The organism is Streptomyces sp. NBC_00448, assembly GCF_036014115.1.
Taxonomy (GTDB): domain Bacteria; phylum Actinomycetota; class Actinomycetes; order Streptomycetales; family Streptomycetaceae; genus Actinacidiphila.
The window spans coordinates 7,945,280-7,959,474 of sequence record NZ_CP107913.1 but is presented as its reverse complement, the minus strand read 5'-3'; the positions used below and the strand labels follow the sequence as shown (position 1 = coordinate 7,959,474).

The window sequence follows — 14,195 nt, the reverse complement described above, 5'->3', positions numbered from 1 at the left end:
GTACCGCGGGCCCCGGGGAGCACTCGCCCGGAGCCCGCGGCGTACGGGTCGCGGCACGCCGGCCGCTCGCCCGTCCGCTCAGTCGTCACCGTCCCCGCCCGGGTGGCCCCCGCCGAAGAGGACCTCCAGGGCGTCGACCGCGCTGCCGTCGTGGTCACTGCCGGCATCGCCGTGACCGGTCTGGACGTTGGCCGTCCGGTCGACCTCAAGGATCGAGTCGGAGTGCGAGTTGTCCAGGACGGTGATCGGACTTCCGTCGGCCACCGCGGGCGCCGCGCCGCAGGCCAGCGCCGCCACGGTGAGCAGCAGCACCGCCCGCGCCCGCGAACGCGCCCGCGACCCCGGGAGAGCCGCGTTCGCACCCCGGCTCATACGCCGGCCAGCTCGACGTCGGGGTGGTGGCGGGCGATGTTCCGCTCCAGCAGCCGGGTGGACGCCGCGACGCCGATCCCCTCCACCTCGTCGACGACCGGCAGGCGTCCGTCGGCGGCCTTGAGGTCGACGAGCGCCGCACCCACCGCCGCGTGCGCCGCGAACAGGCACGGCGTGCTGTAGATCGCCACGTCCATGCCGAGCTCGGTGAGCTCGCTCAGCGACAGCCGCGGGGACTTGCCGCCGGCGATCTGGTTGAACAGCAGGGGCTTGCTGCCGACCGCCTCGCGAATCCGCCTGATCCACTCCACGCTGCGGACCCCGTCCACCAGGACGACATCGGCGTCGGTCGCCGCGAGGCGCTCGGCGCGGCGCAGGATGTCCTTCTCCTCCGTCGCGTCCGTGCGCGCCACCACGACCAGGTCCCGGCGGGTCGCCAGCACCATCTCCAGCTTCTCCAGGTACTCCTCCAACGGCAGTACCTGCTTGCCGTCGGCGTGCCCGCAGCGGCGGGGACGCTTCTGGTCCTCCAGGATCACCCCGGAGGCCCCGATCCGCTCCAGTCCCTCCACGACATGGCACGCCACCTCCGGGTCGACGTAACCGTCGTCGATGTCCACCAGCAGGTGCTGCTGGGGGAAGGCGCCGCGCAGCCGCTGCACGAAGCCCACCATGTCCGGCCAGGCGATGAACCCGATGTCGGGCAGGCCGTAGTACGACGCGGCGAACCCGAAGCCGGAGACGAACATCCCGTCGAAGTGCTCGGCGGCCAGCGACGCCGAGTACATGTCGTAGACGCCGATCAACGGCGTCGTGCCCGGCGCGGCGATCTGCGCACGCAACTTGTTTCCGTAGCTCAACGTGACTCCCTTGGATGGTGGCGCCCTCTGAACGGGCGCGGCCCGGGCCGTCCCGATATGGGGACCCTTTACCAAAAGAGGATGGTTCCGGTGCCGAGTCTTGATTCATAGATGACTGGGCCTTTAGTCACTCACGCGGACTAACCCGTTCACCGCAGAAACGTCACGGAAGCGCCGGCCGCGGGCCGTATGGCGGCACCCGCCCCCGCGCACCTCAGGGAGCCGTGTGCAGCGGGAAGTGGCAGGCTGCCGCGTGGGCGACGGCCGGCGGGTCCGGGGCGCGCAGGGGTGGTTCGTGGGTGGCGCACTCGGGGGCCGCGTGCGGGCAGCGGGTGTGGAAGCGGCAGCCCGCGGGCGGATCGAGCGGGCTCGGCACGTCGCCGTGGAGCACCACCCGGGTGGAGGTGCGGGACGGATCGGGGACCGGGTCGGGGACGGCGGACAGCAGCGCGTCGGTGTACGGGTGCCGGGGGCGGTCGTACACCTCCTCGGCCGTGCCCTCCTCGACGATCCTGCCGAGGTACATCACCGCGACCCGGTCCGCGATGTGCTCGACCACGGACAGGTCGTGGGCGATGAAGACATAGGCGATGCCCAGTTCGCGCTGGAGCGAGGTGAACAGGTTGACGATCTGGGCCTGTACGGAGACGTCGAGGGCGGAGACCGGCTCGTCGCACACCAGGATCTCCGGGCGCAGCGCCAGCGCGCGGGCGATGGCGATGCGCTGGCGCTGCCCGCCGGAGAACTGGTGCGGGTAGCGGCCGGCGTGGTCGGGGTTGAGGCCGACGAGTTCCAGCAGTTCGCGGACCAGCCGACGGTGCTCGCCGCGCGGGGCGGCGTCCCGGTGGATCAGGTACGGCTCGCGGACGATCGCCTCGACGGTCATCCGCGGGTCGAGGGACGCGAAGGGGTCCTGGAAGACCAGCTTGATGTGCCGTCGGGCGGCCCGCAGCCGACTGCCGCGCAACGCGTCGAGTCGCTCGCCCATCAGCCGGATCTCACCCGAGGACGGCCGGTCGACGGCCGTGAGCAGCCGCGCGAGGCTGGACTTGCCGCACCCGGACTCGCCGACAAGGCCCAGGGTCTCGCCGCGGCGCAGCTCCAGGTTCACCCGGTCGACGGTCCTGACCTGCCCCGTCCCGCGCCGCAGCAGTCCGCCGCCGACCGGCACCTGCTTGACCAGGTCGCGGACTTCGAGGATCAGCGGTGCGCCGGTCATCCGCCGACCACCTCCTTCCAGTGGTGGCAGGCGCTGGTGTGCAGGGGGGCGACGCCGTGGTGCGGCGGGGCGACCGCGCACGCCTCGCCCGCGTACCGGCAGCGGGCCCGGAACGCGCAGCCGTCCGGCATCGCGGCCGGGTCCGGCGGCGCGCCCTCCAGGACGGCGAGCGGGCGGCCGCGCGAGCCGCGCCGCGGGATCGCGTCCAGCAGCGCCCGGGTGTACGGGTGGGCCGGGCTGCGGTAGAGGTCGCCGGCCGGTGCCTGCTCGGCGACCCGGCCCGCGTACATCACCACCACGCGGTCGGCCGCGTTGGCGACGATGCCCATGTCGTGGCTGATCAGCACCAGGCTGATGGCGTGTTCGGCCTGGAGGTCGGCGAGCAGTTCCAGGATCTGCGCCTGCACGGTCACGTCGAGAGCGGTGGTGGGCTCGTCGGCGATCAGGACCTCGGGGGTGAGGGCGAGGGCCATGGCGATCATGACCCGTTGCCGCATGCCGCCGGAGAACTGGTGCGGGTAGTGGCCGGCGCGCCGGGCGGCGTCGGCGATGCGCACCCGGTCGAGCATGGCCACCGCCTCCCGGGCCGCCTGACGGCGGCTCAGGCCGCGGTGGGCGCGGAAGACCTCGGCGATCTGGAAGCCGACCGGCAGCACCGGGTTGAGCGCGGACAGCGCGTCCTGGAAGACCATGGCGATGTGCCGGCCGCGGATCTTCCGCAGCGCGCGCCGGTCGAGTCGCAGCAGGTCGATGCCGTGCAGCAGGATCGATCCGCCGGTGACGGCCGCGCCCGGCGGCAGGATGCCCATGACCGCGCGCGCCGTCAGGCTCTTGCCGCAGCCCGACTCGCCGACCACGGCCAGCGTCCTGCCGGGCTCGGTGCGGTAGCCGACGCCGTCGACCACGACGCTGCCGGCGCCGGGCCGCCCGGTCCGGCCGGCGAAGGCCACCCGCAGGTCGACGACTTCCAGCGGGGGCGCGGCGGGATCGTATCCGGGGAACCGGGCGAGCGGATGGGTCCGGGCGGTGGGCGGGTCTTCGATGGTGGTCATCGCAGCCTCGGGTCGAACGCGTCGCGCAGGCAGTCGCCCAGCAGGACGAAGCTGAGCACGGCCAGGGACAGGAACAGGGCGGGGAACAGCAGCAGACCCGGGTGGGTGGTGAAGTACTGCTGCGCGGTGTTGAGTTGGACGCCCCAGGAGATCGCGGGGGCGGTCAGGCCGACACCGAGGAAGGTCAGCGACGCCTCCGCGGTGATCACCCCGCCGATGTTGATGCTGGTCAGCACCGCCACCGGCATGATCGCGTTGGGAACGGCGTGCCGCAGCATGATCCGCAGCGGGCCCGCGCCCAGTTCACGGGCGGCGGTGACGTAGTCCAGGCCGCGCACGGCGAGCACCGAGGAGCGCATGATCCGGGTGAGCACCGGCCAGGAGAAGAGCGCGAGGACCAGCGAGACGCTCAGGATGCTGTGCACGCTGAAGGTCTCCAGCACCACGATCATCCCGACCAGCATGGGGAAGCCGAAGAAGACGTCCATCAGCCGGCTGACCAGCAGGTCGAGGAGGCCGCCGAAGTATCCGGCGACCGAGCCGAGGACGACGGCGACGACCAGGGTGAGCGCGGTGGTCAGCAGGCCGATGCTGAGGGAGTCGCGGGCACCGTGGATGACGTTGCTGTAGAGGTCGCAGCCCTGCACGTCGTAGCCGAACGGATGGCCCGCGGTGGGCCCTTGCCCGCTGTGCGCCAGGGAGCACTGGTGCGGATCGCCGTGCCCGAACCAGCCGGCGAAGGCCGACGGCACGGCCGCCATGGCGCACAGCAGCACGACGACGGACAGCGGGAGGAAGAAGCGCGGGCGGCGCAGCAGGCGCCGCAGGGTGCCGCGGTCGGCAGGTCCGCCGGGGGCGGGGGCGTCGGGGGAAGGGGCGGGGGCGTCGGGCCCGGTGTCGGCGGAGGTCCTCCTCCGCAGGGCGCTAGTCAAGGCGAATCCTCGGGTCGAGCACGCCGTAGAGCAGGTCCACGACCAGGTTGACGAATAGGAAGACCAGCACGAGCAGGGTGCTGATGCCCACGACGGTGGGGCCGTCGTGCTGCTGCACGCTCTGGAAGACCTGGTAGCCCAGGCCCGGCAGGTTGAAGATGCCCTCGATCAGGATCGTCCCCGACAGCAGGTAGCCCAGGTTGGTCCCGAGCATGGACACCACGGGCACCAGCGAGGTGCGCAGCACGTGCCGCAGCAGCACGCGGGTGCCGCTGAGTCCCTTGGCGGTCGCGGTGACGACGAAGTCCGCCCCGAGGTTCTCCAGGATGCTCGCCCGGGTCAGCCGGGAGATCTCCGGCACTCCGAGCAGCGCCAGGCACAGCGCGGGCACCAGGTAACTCAGCGGCCAGCCCGCGTCGGTGCCGGACACCGGGAACCAGCCGAGCTTCACCCCGAGCAGGTTCTGCGCCACGTAGGCGGTGATGAAGTACGGCACGCCGAGGATCAGGCTGGACCCGCCGAGCACCGCCAGGTCGCTGGGCCGGCCGGCCCGCAGCGCGGCCAGGCAGCCCAGCGCGATCCCGGCGACCGCCTCGATGACCCAGGTCAGGGCCGCGAGTTTGACCGTGATCGGCCAGCTCGCGGTGATCACCGCGGAGACCGGCGTGTTGTTCAGGTCGATGCCGAAGTCGCCGTGCGCCAGGCCGGTGACGTAGTGCCAGTACTGCACGAGGAACGGGTCGTCGAGGTGGTAGTGCGCCCTGATCGCCGCGGCCGTCGCGGGGGTCACCACGTGGCCGGGGCCGGCCAGCGACTGGACCGGGTCGCCGGGCAGCGCGTAGACCGCGGCGTAGATGACGAAGGTCGTGCCCACCAGCACCGGGACCATCAGCAGCACGCGGCGCAGCAGGTAGCTACCCACACCGGCCCCCTCGCGGCGCGGCGCGGCCGGCCGCGCTCATCGGACGGTGACCGAGGAGAGGTCGACGTCGCCGAGGTAGCCCAGCCGGACCCCGGAGAGCCGTTTCGCGTGCACGGCGCCGCTGACCGGGTAGTACAGCGGGGCCAGCGGCAGGTCCGCCATCGCGGTGCGGCCGGCCTGCCGGGCGAACCGCAGCCCGTCGGCGGTCGTGGTGGCGGCCGCGGCCTTGTCCATCAGGGCGTCGAAGCCGGCGCTCTTGTAGCCGGTGACGTTGGTGCCGGAGCTGCTGCCGAAGAGCTGGTCGTCCTGGGAGTAGATGTTCGGGTAGGCCGCGCCCATGTAGAGCAGGAACGGTCCGGTGGTCTTGTGCGCCAGCAGGTTGGGGTAGATCTGGTCGGTCGGCTGGACCTTCAGCGAGATGGAGGTGATGCCGAGGTTGGTACGCAGCTGGTTGACGATCGCCTCCAGGACGGTCTGGGACTCGGGTTCCTGCTTGGTCCACAGGGTCAGCGAGCCGTGCCAGCCGCCCGCGGCAGCCAGCAACTGCCGTGCCCTGGCGGGGTCGTAGCCGCAGGCGGCGCAGTCGGTGCCGCCCCCGCCGGCGATCACGTCGGGGGCGATGCCCGCGGCGGGCTGGGCATGGCCCTGGAGCAGCGAGTCGACGATCGCCTTGCGGTCGATGGCCAGCGAGAACGCCTGCCGCACCCGCAGGTCGGCGAACCGGCGGTCCCACAGCGGGAAGCCGAGGTACTCCACGGCGGCGGTGGGCGAGGTGACGAGCTGCGCGGCGTACGTCCGGCTCGCCGTCGACAGGTCGTTGCCACTGGCCGTGGCGATGTCGACGGCGCCGGAGCGGAAGCTGGTGAACGCGGTGGCGTCGGTCTGGTAGGTCTTGACGGTGATCTGCGCCGCGTGGCCCTTGGCACCCGGGTAGCCGTCGAAGCGCTTGAGGGTGATCTGCTGCCCGCCGGGGGCCAGTCCGGGCGCCGCGACCTGGTAGGGGCCGTTGCCGATCGGGAGCCGGTCGTAGCCGGCGAGGTTCTTGAAGGCGGCCTTGGGCATCGGGGCGAAGGCGGTGCCGGCCAGCACGTAGGGGAACGTCGACAGCGGCCGGGTCAGGGTCACCTCGAGGGTGTCGGTGCCGGTCACCCGCACGCCGGAGAGCTTGTCGGTGGTGGGTTTGCCGTCGGGCGGGTTGAGCGCGGCGTAGCCCTCGATGCCGGCGAACAGGTAGCCGTTGGCCATGGTGTTGGGCGCGTAGGCGGCGGCGTTCCAGGAGTCGGCGAAGGACTGCGCGGTGACCGGCTCGCCGTTCTGGAACTTCCACCCGGACTTCAGGGTGATGGTCCAGTGCCGCTGGTCGGTGGAGCGCACCGACCTGGCGACGGCGTCGACGACCTTGCCGCTGCGGTCGACCTGGGTCAGCGGGGTCCAGATGGCGTCCGCGACACCGCTGAACCCGGCCCGGCCGGGGGTGAGATGGGCGATGTACCAGGTCGGAACGCCGATCGAGTAGGAGCCGCCGTCGGCTGTCGCGCCGCCGGCCTGCGTCCCTCCCCCGCCGCAGGCGCTCACGGCGGCCAGCGCGCCGACCGCGCACAGGGCCACCGCGGTTCTGCGGCCGGCGCGTCCCGGCCGGCCGGCACGTCCTGGCCGACTGAGACGTCCTGACCGGGTGACACGTCCTGGTCGTGGCGGAGTCATCTCGGGTACCTCCAGGCGCGGTCTGGTTTTCGGGTGAGCCGAGACTGGCCCCCTTACCGAGGCGGCAGCTTTATCGGAGCGGGCAAAAACGCCGCGGCCGCTTTGTCTCGGCGCACATGCCGTACCGCCCGGGGCCGCTCCCCGGGCGATGCCTGGTGCGCCCGGCTGCCCGCCGGGTGTGCCCGGATACTCGCCGAATGCGCCCGCGGAGTGCCCCACACATCCCTCCCGTCCCCCGACGGCGACTGCGTTACGTCACCGGGGCGCGATCCGGCCGGGGCTTGCCAGGGGTGCCTATGATGTGGCGATGCCGAGCACTTCCCGTCCCTCCTCGCAGGTCACCGGCTCGACAGCGCGCGACGAGCCCGCGGGCACGACGCTGCGCCGCCTGCGCGAGCACCTGGGTCCGCTGGTGCTCCAGGTCGAGTGCGCACCGCAGAGTGAGGACGTCCTCATCGGCCGGCAGGTCGTCCACGACCTGTGCGAGCCGGTGCCGGGACAGGCCGACGGCGTGCTGCTGGTCGTGGGCGGCTCGCCGGAGCGCGAGGACTGCCTCGACGCGATCCGGCAGGCCGGCGCCGCCCGCTACAGCGCGGTCGTCGTCAAGTCCCGCGGCGGCGACCTGGCGGCGGCCACCGCGGTGGCCGGCGCCGCGGGCGTCGCCCTGCTGGTGATCCCCGACGACATGCCGTGGCGGCACTTCGACGCGCTGGTCACCGCCGCGACCAGCGCGTCCGGGCCGGCCCAGGACACGTACACCTCGATCGGCATGGGCGACCTGTTCCCGCTGGCCAACGCGATCGCCTACCAGGTCGGCGGGGCGATCACCATCGAGGACCCGCTCGGCCACGTGCTGGCCTACTCCAACCTGCCGCATCAGGAGATCGACGAGATCCGGCGGCAGGGCATCCTGGGCCGGCAGACCCCGGACCGCCCGACCAACCTCGACGAGTACCACCGGGTCATCCGCGCCGACCGGCCCGTGCGCTTCGACATCCCCGACACCAAGCACGTCGACCGGCTGGCGGTCGCGGTGCGCGCCGGGCCGCAACTGCTCGGCCTGCTGTGGGCGCTGGACGGCAACCCGCCGCTCGGCGAGGGCGCGGAGACCGCGCTGGAGGAGGCCGCGAAGGTCACCGCGCTGCATCTGCTGCGGGCCCGCAGCCACCGGGACCCGGACCGGTGGAGCCGCGGCGAGGCGCTGGCGTCGCTGCTGGACGGCGCGGTGTCGGGGCGTACGGCGGCGGCGCAGCTGGGCATCGCGGAGGACACCACCAGTACGGTGGTGGCGTTCGCGCAGGCCGCACCCGAGGAGATGCCCGGTCTCGGCGGCGCCCGGATCGTCGACCTGGTCGGTCTGTACTGCGAGGCGTGGCATCCGCAGGCGCTGTGCACGACGACCGGCGGCCTGGTCTACGCCCTGCTCCCGACCAGGACCGACCCGGGCGCCGAGCGGCGGGTGGTGAAGTTCGCCGAGAACGTGGTCAGCACGGTGCAGCGCAGCGCGGGCCTGGCCCTGCACGTCGGCATCGGGGTGCCCGCGGCCCGGCTCGGCGAGGTGCCGGCCGGCCGGCGCGTCGCGGACCGGGTGCTGCGGGCGCTGACCGGCAGCCCGCAGGCGCCCACGATCGCCACGGTCACCGACGTCCGCAGCCGGGTGACGCTGATGGAGCTGACCGAGCGCGGCGCCCCGTCGGTCGACCTGCCGCCGGGCCCCGTGCAGCGGATCATCGCGCACGACGCGCAGCACTCCACCACGTACGCCCAGTCGCTGCTGGCATATCTGGACGCCTTCGGCGAGGCGATTCCGGCGGCGGCACGGCTGGCCGTGCACGAGAACACCCTGCGCTACCGGGTCCGCCGCATCCAGGAGCTCTTCGACCTCGACCTGGACGACCCCGACACCCGGCTCGTGGTCTGGCTGCAACTGCGGCTGCACCAGATCTCCGGGTGACAGCGGCAGCGCGCCGCGCCGACGCCCCCGGCGCGCTGCCGCTGTCCGCGCCGACAACGCCCCCCGGCTCAATTGCACGGGCCGCACGATTTCCTGACCCCCTCCCCGCGCATACCGTCGCCCGGACAACGCAGCCGAGCCGATGGGGAACCCATGCTGGAACAACCGATCTACGCCCTGACCGACCCGGTACGACTACGTGAACTGGTCGCGGGCCACGGTTGGGCGACCCTGGTCAGCGCCACCGGCCGGGGCGGCCCGGTGGTCTCCCATCTGCCGGTGATCCCCGACCCGGAACCGGACGAGGGCGGGGACGGTGGCGGGGGCGATCTGACGATCGTGGGGCACCTGGCCAGGGCCGACGCCGAGCTGCACGAACTGGGCGCGCACGACGTGGTGGTGATCGTCGAGGGACCCTGCGGCTACGTCTCGCCGAGCAGCTACCGCGCCGGACCGTACGTGCCGACCTGGAACTTCGTCGTCGCGCACCTGCACGGGCGGCCCACCGTGCTGGAGGGCGCGGCGGGCTACCGGGTGCTGGAGCGCACCGTGGAGCACTTCGAGGCCGACCGGCCGGAGCCGTGGCGGCTGGACACCGTGGCGGACTACGCGCGGGAGATCGCCCCGTACACCACGGCCTTCCGGCTGCGGCCCAGCCGGGTGGTCGGCAAGCACAAGCTCAGCCAGGACAAGCCGTACGAGGTCGCGCGGCGGGTGGTCGAGGCCCTGGAGGACGGCGGCCCGCACGGCAACCCGGCCCTGGCCGCGGCGATGCGTCGGGTGCTGGTGCCCGGTGACTGAACCGCAGACCGCCACCGGGACGGCCGCGGGGCAGGCCGCCCGCGTGCTGCTGCGCGATGTCCGGCTCGGCTCCGGCGGGCCGCTCGCGCACCTGATGATCGACGGCGGCCGGATCGCCGCCCTCACCCCCGAGGCCCCCGACGCGCTGGCGCGGACCGCGGACGAGGTGGTGGACGCCGGCGGGCGTACGGTGCTGCCGGGGCTGTGGGACGCGCACGTGCACATGGTGCAGTGGGCCAGCGCGCGGCGCCGGGTCGACCTGTCGGGCGCCGGGTCCGCCGCCGAGGCGGCCCGGACGATGGCCGAAGCCGCGGGTGCCGGGCAACGGGCCCCGGACGAGCCGCTGATCGGTTTCGGCTTCCGTGACGGGTTGTGGCCCGACCGCCCGGAGCCCGCGCTGCTCGCCTGGTCCGACGGCTCGGGCCAGGCCGTCGCCCTGGTCAGCAACGACCTGCACACCGCGTGGCTCAACCAGGCCGCGCTGCACCGCCTCGGCGTGCACGGCCACCCGACCGGGGTGCTGCGCGAGGCGGACTGCCTGGACGCGGTGGCCCGGCTCAGCGCGGCCGATCCGGCGGTCGTCGACCGCTGGGTCGCCGACGCGCTCCGGGCGGCGGCGGCGCGCGGCGTGGTCGGCCTGCTGGACTTCGAGTACGCCGACAACGTCGCCGACTGGACCCGCAGGGCCGGCCGGCAGCCGCTGGACACCCGGGTCGCCTGCGCCGTCTACCCGGCCTACCTGGACCAGGCCATATCCCTGGGCCTGCGCACCGGCGACCGGCTGCCGGGCACCGGCGGCATGGTGCGGATGGGGCCGCTGAAGCTCTTCGTCGACGGCTCGCTCAACACCCGTACCGCGCTGTGCAACGAGCCCTATCCCGGGGTGACCGCAGCCGGGCAGGAGTACGGCATCCTCCAGACCGAACCGGCCGAGTTGCGGCGGCTGATGGCGTACGCGGCGCGGCACGGCATCCACAGTGCCGTGCACGCCATCGGCGACCGGGCCAACACCATCGCGCTGGACGCCTTCGAGGAGGTCGGCTGCCCCGGCCGGATCGAGCACGCCCAGTTGATCGACCGGGCCGACCTGCCCCGCTTCGCCCGGCCGGGGCTCGTGCTCGGCGTCCAGCCCGCGCACGCCGCGGACGACCGCGACATCGCCGACCGCCACTGGGCCGGCCGCACCGAGCGGTCGTTCGCCTACGCCGACCTCGCGCGGGCCGGCGCGCGGTTGCAGATCGGCTCGGACGCGCCGGTCTCGCCGCTCGACCCGTGGCCGGGCATCGCCGCGGCGGTGCACCGCACCGGCGCGGACGGGCGGCCCGAGTGGCACCCCGAGCAGGCGATCGGGGTGCCCGACGCGCTCGCCGCCGCCGCGGCGGGCCGCCGCGCGCTGCGCGTGGGCGATCCCGCCGACCTCGTGGTCACCGAGTACGACCCGGCCCTGCCGGCCCCGCACGACCTGCCCGCCATGCCGGTCTTCTGCACGCTGCTCGCTGGGCGGTTCACCTACCGGGCCGACCGGGAGCCGCTGCCGGCGCCGGCGCCGGCCGGGTAGCGACCGGGCGGGAGGGGGCGGGAACAGCGGCCGTCCGGTGGCATCCACCGGGCGGCTGTCCGCCTGTCGCGCACCGCCGGGTGTGGCGCCGGGCAGCATGACGGAGGGGCCGCGGGACATGGTCCCGCGGCCCCTGGCCCGTTCACCCGCCCGACGCGGTGGGCGGTCAGCCGAGTTGAACCTCGGCGCGGGCGGTGCCCGCACGGGGGTGCCGGGCGGTGACGGCGACGACGGTCCCCGCGGGGGCCCGGACCGTCCACTCCACCGCGGTCAGGTCGGGGGTGCCCGGGTCATGCCCCCACCAGGTGGTGGACGACAGGGTGCCGCTCCTGCCCTCCAGCTGGCCGAGGCGTTCGACGCGCTCGCCGGTGACCGGTTCCGCGCCGTCGGGCAGCGTGATCTCCGCGGACAGCTCCCCCGCCACCCCGCGCTCGAGCGCGGTCCTGGTGACGTACGTGGGCAGCCAGCCGGTGTTGCCGACGACCAGCCGGACCCGGTGCACGTCCGGCGCGAGCCGGGTCGCGGTCAGCCGGCGCACCTCGATCCGCGGCGAGGCCAGGGCCTGGAAGATCACCCACTCGGTGTGCGGGGCGACTTCGGCCTCGATTCGGTCCATCGGCGGGTTGTACCAGTAGTTGATCATGTCCCAGCCGCCCAGCTCCACCGGTCCGAGCTGCGGGTGCGTGAAGGGGTACCAGGAGACGAAGCCCTTGCCGTCGAGTTCGGCGTCGCTCCACTTGATCATCCGCAGGTCGTCCTCCACTGGGTGGTCGATCAGCCAGCGCGAGGCGTGGTACGACTCGATGCCGGCCGCCCGCTGCGGGCTCCAGAACTCCGTGATCCAGGCGAAGATGCCCAACTGGTGGTAGTACCAGCCCAGTTGGCCGCCGCGGAAGTCGGCGGCCGGGTCGTGCTTCAGGTCCTGGAAGGACATGACGTCGTACCCGGTCAGCTCGGCCGCCTTGGCGCCGAACACGTCGTAGACATGCTGGTCGGGGCCGGCCAGCCGGATGCCGGCGTTCATCGGCGGGCACAGGTGCAGGCCGCCGAAGGTGTGGCAGGTGACCCAACCGGTGATGTTCGGACGGTCGGTGACGGCGCGCAGCACCGCCTGCGTCTCGGGCTCGGAGCCGGGGAACGGCCCGGCGTTGCGCGGCAGCGCGGGCGCCGCCTCCCAGTCGGTCGGCAGGTTCTGGCCCAGGTCCAGGCCCTCGACCGGTTCCGCGACCTCGACGACGTCGCCGCGGTAGCCGGTGATGTCGCCCTCCTGGAAGAGCCGGAAGTAGTCGCCGCCGACCTCGTCGGGTTCGCGCGGCACCAGCAGCCGGGGCTCGTCGGGGTGGGTCTTCCACGGCCCGTCGGCGTCGCGCACCCGCATGAACAGCGCCCGGCCGTCGCCGTCGACGTCCCGCAGTTGCAGGCCCGGATCGGCGTCCGGGCTCGGGTGCGGGCGCACGCTGGAGCGGATGAAACGGCCCTCGGCCATGGCGTGTTCGTGCCCGTCCGGGTTGAGCCGCGGGACGACGTAGACCGCGCGGGTGTCCAGCAGCCTGGTCACCCGCTCGTCGGTCCCGTAGCCGGTCAGCAGCCGGTGCACCAGGTGCAGGGCCGCGAAGCAGGACGACCACTCGGTGCCGTGGATGCCCGCCTCGACGAAGTGGGCCGGCTTCTCGTCGGCCGGGCCGGTCGCGGTGTTGGTGAGAGTGACCAGCCAGATGTCGCGGCCCTCCCACGAGCGGCCCACGCTCTCCAGCGCCGCGAGGTCGGGACGGCCGTCGGCCCAGTCCCGCAGCAGCGCGGTCAACTCGTCGTGGACGTAGAACCTGTCGAACATCAGCGGGCGGATCATGGGGCGAGTCCTCGCAATCGCACGGCGGCAGCCTGGCAAGCGCGGCCAGTCTGCGCGCGGCCCGCGCCCGGTGCTTTGGGCGGGCGGCCAATGTTTCCCGGCCGAGTTCTCGTCCGCCGCCAATCACGGGGGACCGGCCCGGCGGCCACAGTGCTCCATGACCCGAGCACGCGAATGACCGTGGTCATTCTCCCTGTTTGCCGGCCGGGCCGGGTAGGGCACTCCCCCCGGCCGAGATTGGACCCGCGCATGACTGCGACAGCGGACCTCGGCACGGCCGAGATCCACCATCAGCACCGCGATGTGACCGGCGGCTGGCTGCGACCGGCGACCTTCGGCGTGGTGGACGGCCTGGTGTCGAACTTCGCCCTGGTCGCCGGCGTCGTCGGCGGCGGCGCCGGCACCCACACCGTCCTGCTCACCGGTCTGGCCGGCCTCACCGCCGGGGCCTGCTCGATGGCCACCGGCGAGTTCGTCTCGGTGTCGTCCCAGAACGAGCTGGCGCAGGCCGAGATCGCCCGCGAGCAGCACGAACTGGCCACCAACCCGGCCGGGGAACTGCGCGAACTGACCCTGGCCTACCAGGCGAAGGGCGTACGGCAGGAGCTGGCCGAGGAGGTCGCCCGGGCGCTGACCGCCGAGCCCGACGTCGCCTGGCGCGTGCACGTACGCGAGGAGCTGGGCGTCGACCCGGACGACCTGCCCTCCCCCTGGTCGGCGGCGGGGTCCTCGTTCGCCGCCTTCGCGCTGGGCGCCCTGGTCCCGCTGCTGCCGTTCGTGCTCGGCGCGTCCGGCCTGGTGCCCGCGCTGCTCGCCAGTTCGGCGGGGCTGGTCGTCACCGGCGCGCTGACCGCGAAACTCACCGCGCGCTCCGGGTGGTTCGGCGCGAGCCGGCAACTCGTGCTCGGCGGGCTGTCGGCCGCGGTGACCTTCGGGGTCGGGCTGCTGGTCGGCACGGGGGTGTCCTGACCG

At 73.5% G+C, this 14,195-nt stretch carries 12 protein-coding genes; 4 read left to right on the top strand and 8 right to left on the bottom strand.

Annotated features, from left to right (window positions below):
* Positions 1–78: 78 nt before the first annotated feature.
* From OG370_RS34360 to OG370_RS34330, 7 genes are all read right to left on the bottom strand, one after another.
* Entirely contained in the window at positions 79–372 is a 294-nt protein-coding gene (locus OG370_RS34360) for a hypothetical protein (protein ID WP_328471201.1), read from the bottom strand.
* Positions 369–1,232, bottom strand: coding sequence for an isocitrate lyase/PEP mutase family protein (locus OG370_RS34355; RefSeq protein WP_328471198.1), 864 nt, complete (start codon positions 1,230–1,232; stop codon positions 369–371). The genes OG370_RS34360 and OG370_RS34355 overlap by 4 nt, the downstream gene beginning before the upstream one ends.
* 214 nt (positions 1,233–1,446) lie before the next feature.
* Positions 1,447–2,451, bottom strand: a complete 1,005-nt coding sequence (locus tag OG370_RS34350) for an ABC transporter ATP-binding protein (RefSeq protein ID WP_328471196.1) — start codon at positions 2,449–2,451, stop codon at positions 1,447–1,449.
* Positions 2,448–3,503: an ABC transporter ATP-binding protein gene (locus OG370_RS34345; protein WP_328471194.1), complete on the bottom strand. Its 1,056-nt coding sequence runs from the start codon at positions 3,501–3,503 to the stop codon at positions 2,448–2,450. Before OG370_RS34345 ends, OG370_RS34350 begins: the two co-directional genes overlap by 4 nt.
* Entirely contained in the window at positions 3,500–4,435 is a 936-nt protein-coding gene (locus OG370_RS34340) for an ABC transporter permease (RefSeq protein ID WP_328471192.1), read from the bottom strand. Before OG370_RS34340 ends, OG370_RS34345 begins: the two co-directional genes overlap by 4 nt.
* On the bottom strand, positions 4,428–5,357 hold the full coding sequence (locus OG370_RS34335; protein ID WP_328471190.1) for an ABC transporter permease: 930 nt from the start codon (positions 5,355–5,357) through the stop codon (positions 4,428–4,430). The genes OG370_RS34340 and OG370_RS34335 overlap by 8 nt, the downstream gene beginning before the upstream one ends.
* Before the next feature lie 36 nt (positions 5,358–5,393).
* Positions 5,394–6,965, bottom strand: a complete 1,572-nt coding sequence (locus tag OG370_RS34330) for a peptide ABC transporter substrate-binding protein (protein WP_328471188.1) — start codon at positions 6,963–6,965, stop codon at positions 5,394–5,396.
* 403 nt (positions 6,966–7,368) lie between these two features.
* Between OG370_RS34330 and OG370_RS34325 the strand changes: the two genes are divergently transcribed.
* The 3 genes from OG370_RS34325 to OG370_RS34315 all read left to right on the top strand — a co-directional run bounded on the left by OG370_RS34325 (position 7,369) and on the right by OG370_RS34315 (position 11,374).
* A complete protein-coding gene (locus OG370_RS34325) occupies positions 7,369–9,015 on the top strand; it encodes a PucR family transcriptional regulator (protein WP_328471186.1) in 1,647 nt (548 codons plus the stop codon).
* A gap of 153 nt (positions 9,016–9,168) precedes the next feature.
* Complete coding sequence (locus tag OG370_RS34320; protein ID WP_328471185.1) at positions 9,169–9,816, top strand: FMN-binding negative transcriptional regulator; 648 nt, start codon at positions 9,169–9,171, stop codon at positions 9,814–9,816.
* Complete coding sequence (locus OG370_RS34315) at positions 9,809–11,374, top strand: amidohydrolase (protein WP_328471183.1); 1,566 nt, start codon at positions 9,809–9,811, stop codon at positions 11,372–11,374. The genes OG370_RS34320 and OG370_RS34315 overlap by 8 nt, the downstream gene beginning before the upstream one ends.
* A 166-nt stretch (positions 11,375–11,540) precedes the next feature.
* On the opposite strand, the gene OG370_RS34310 is transcribed toward OG370_RS34315, so the two are convergent.
* Positions 11,541–13,223: a M14 family metallopeptidase gene (locus OG370_RS34310; protein WP_328471181.1), complete on the bottom strand. Its 1,683-nt coding sequence runs from the start codon at positions 13,221–13,223 to the stop codon at positions 11,541–11,543.
* Positions 13,224–13,472: 249 nt separating this feature from the next.
* On the opposite strand from OG370_RS34310, the gene OG370_RS34305 reads away from it, so the two are divergent.
* The gene (locus OG370_RS34305) at positions 13,473–14,192 is read left to right on the top strand and encodes a VIT1/CCC1 transporter family protein (protein ID WP_328471179.1); all 720 of its coding nucleotides are present in this window, start codon (positions 13,473–13,475) and stop codon (positions 14,190–14,192) included.
* The last annotated feature ends 3 nt before the right edge of the window (positions 14,193–14,195 follow it).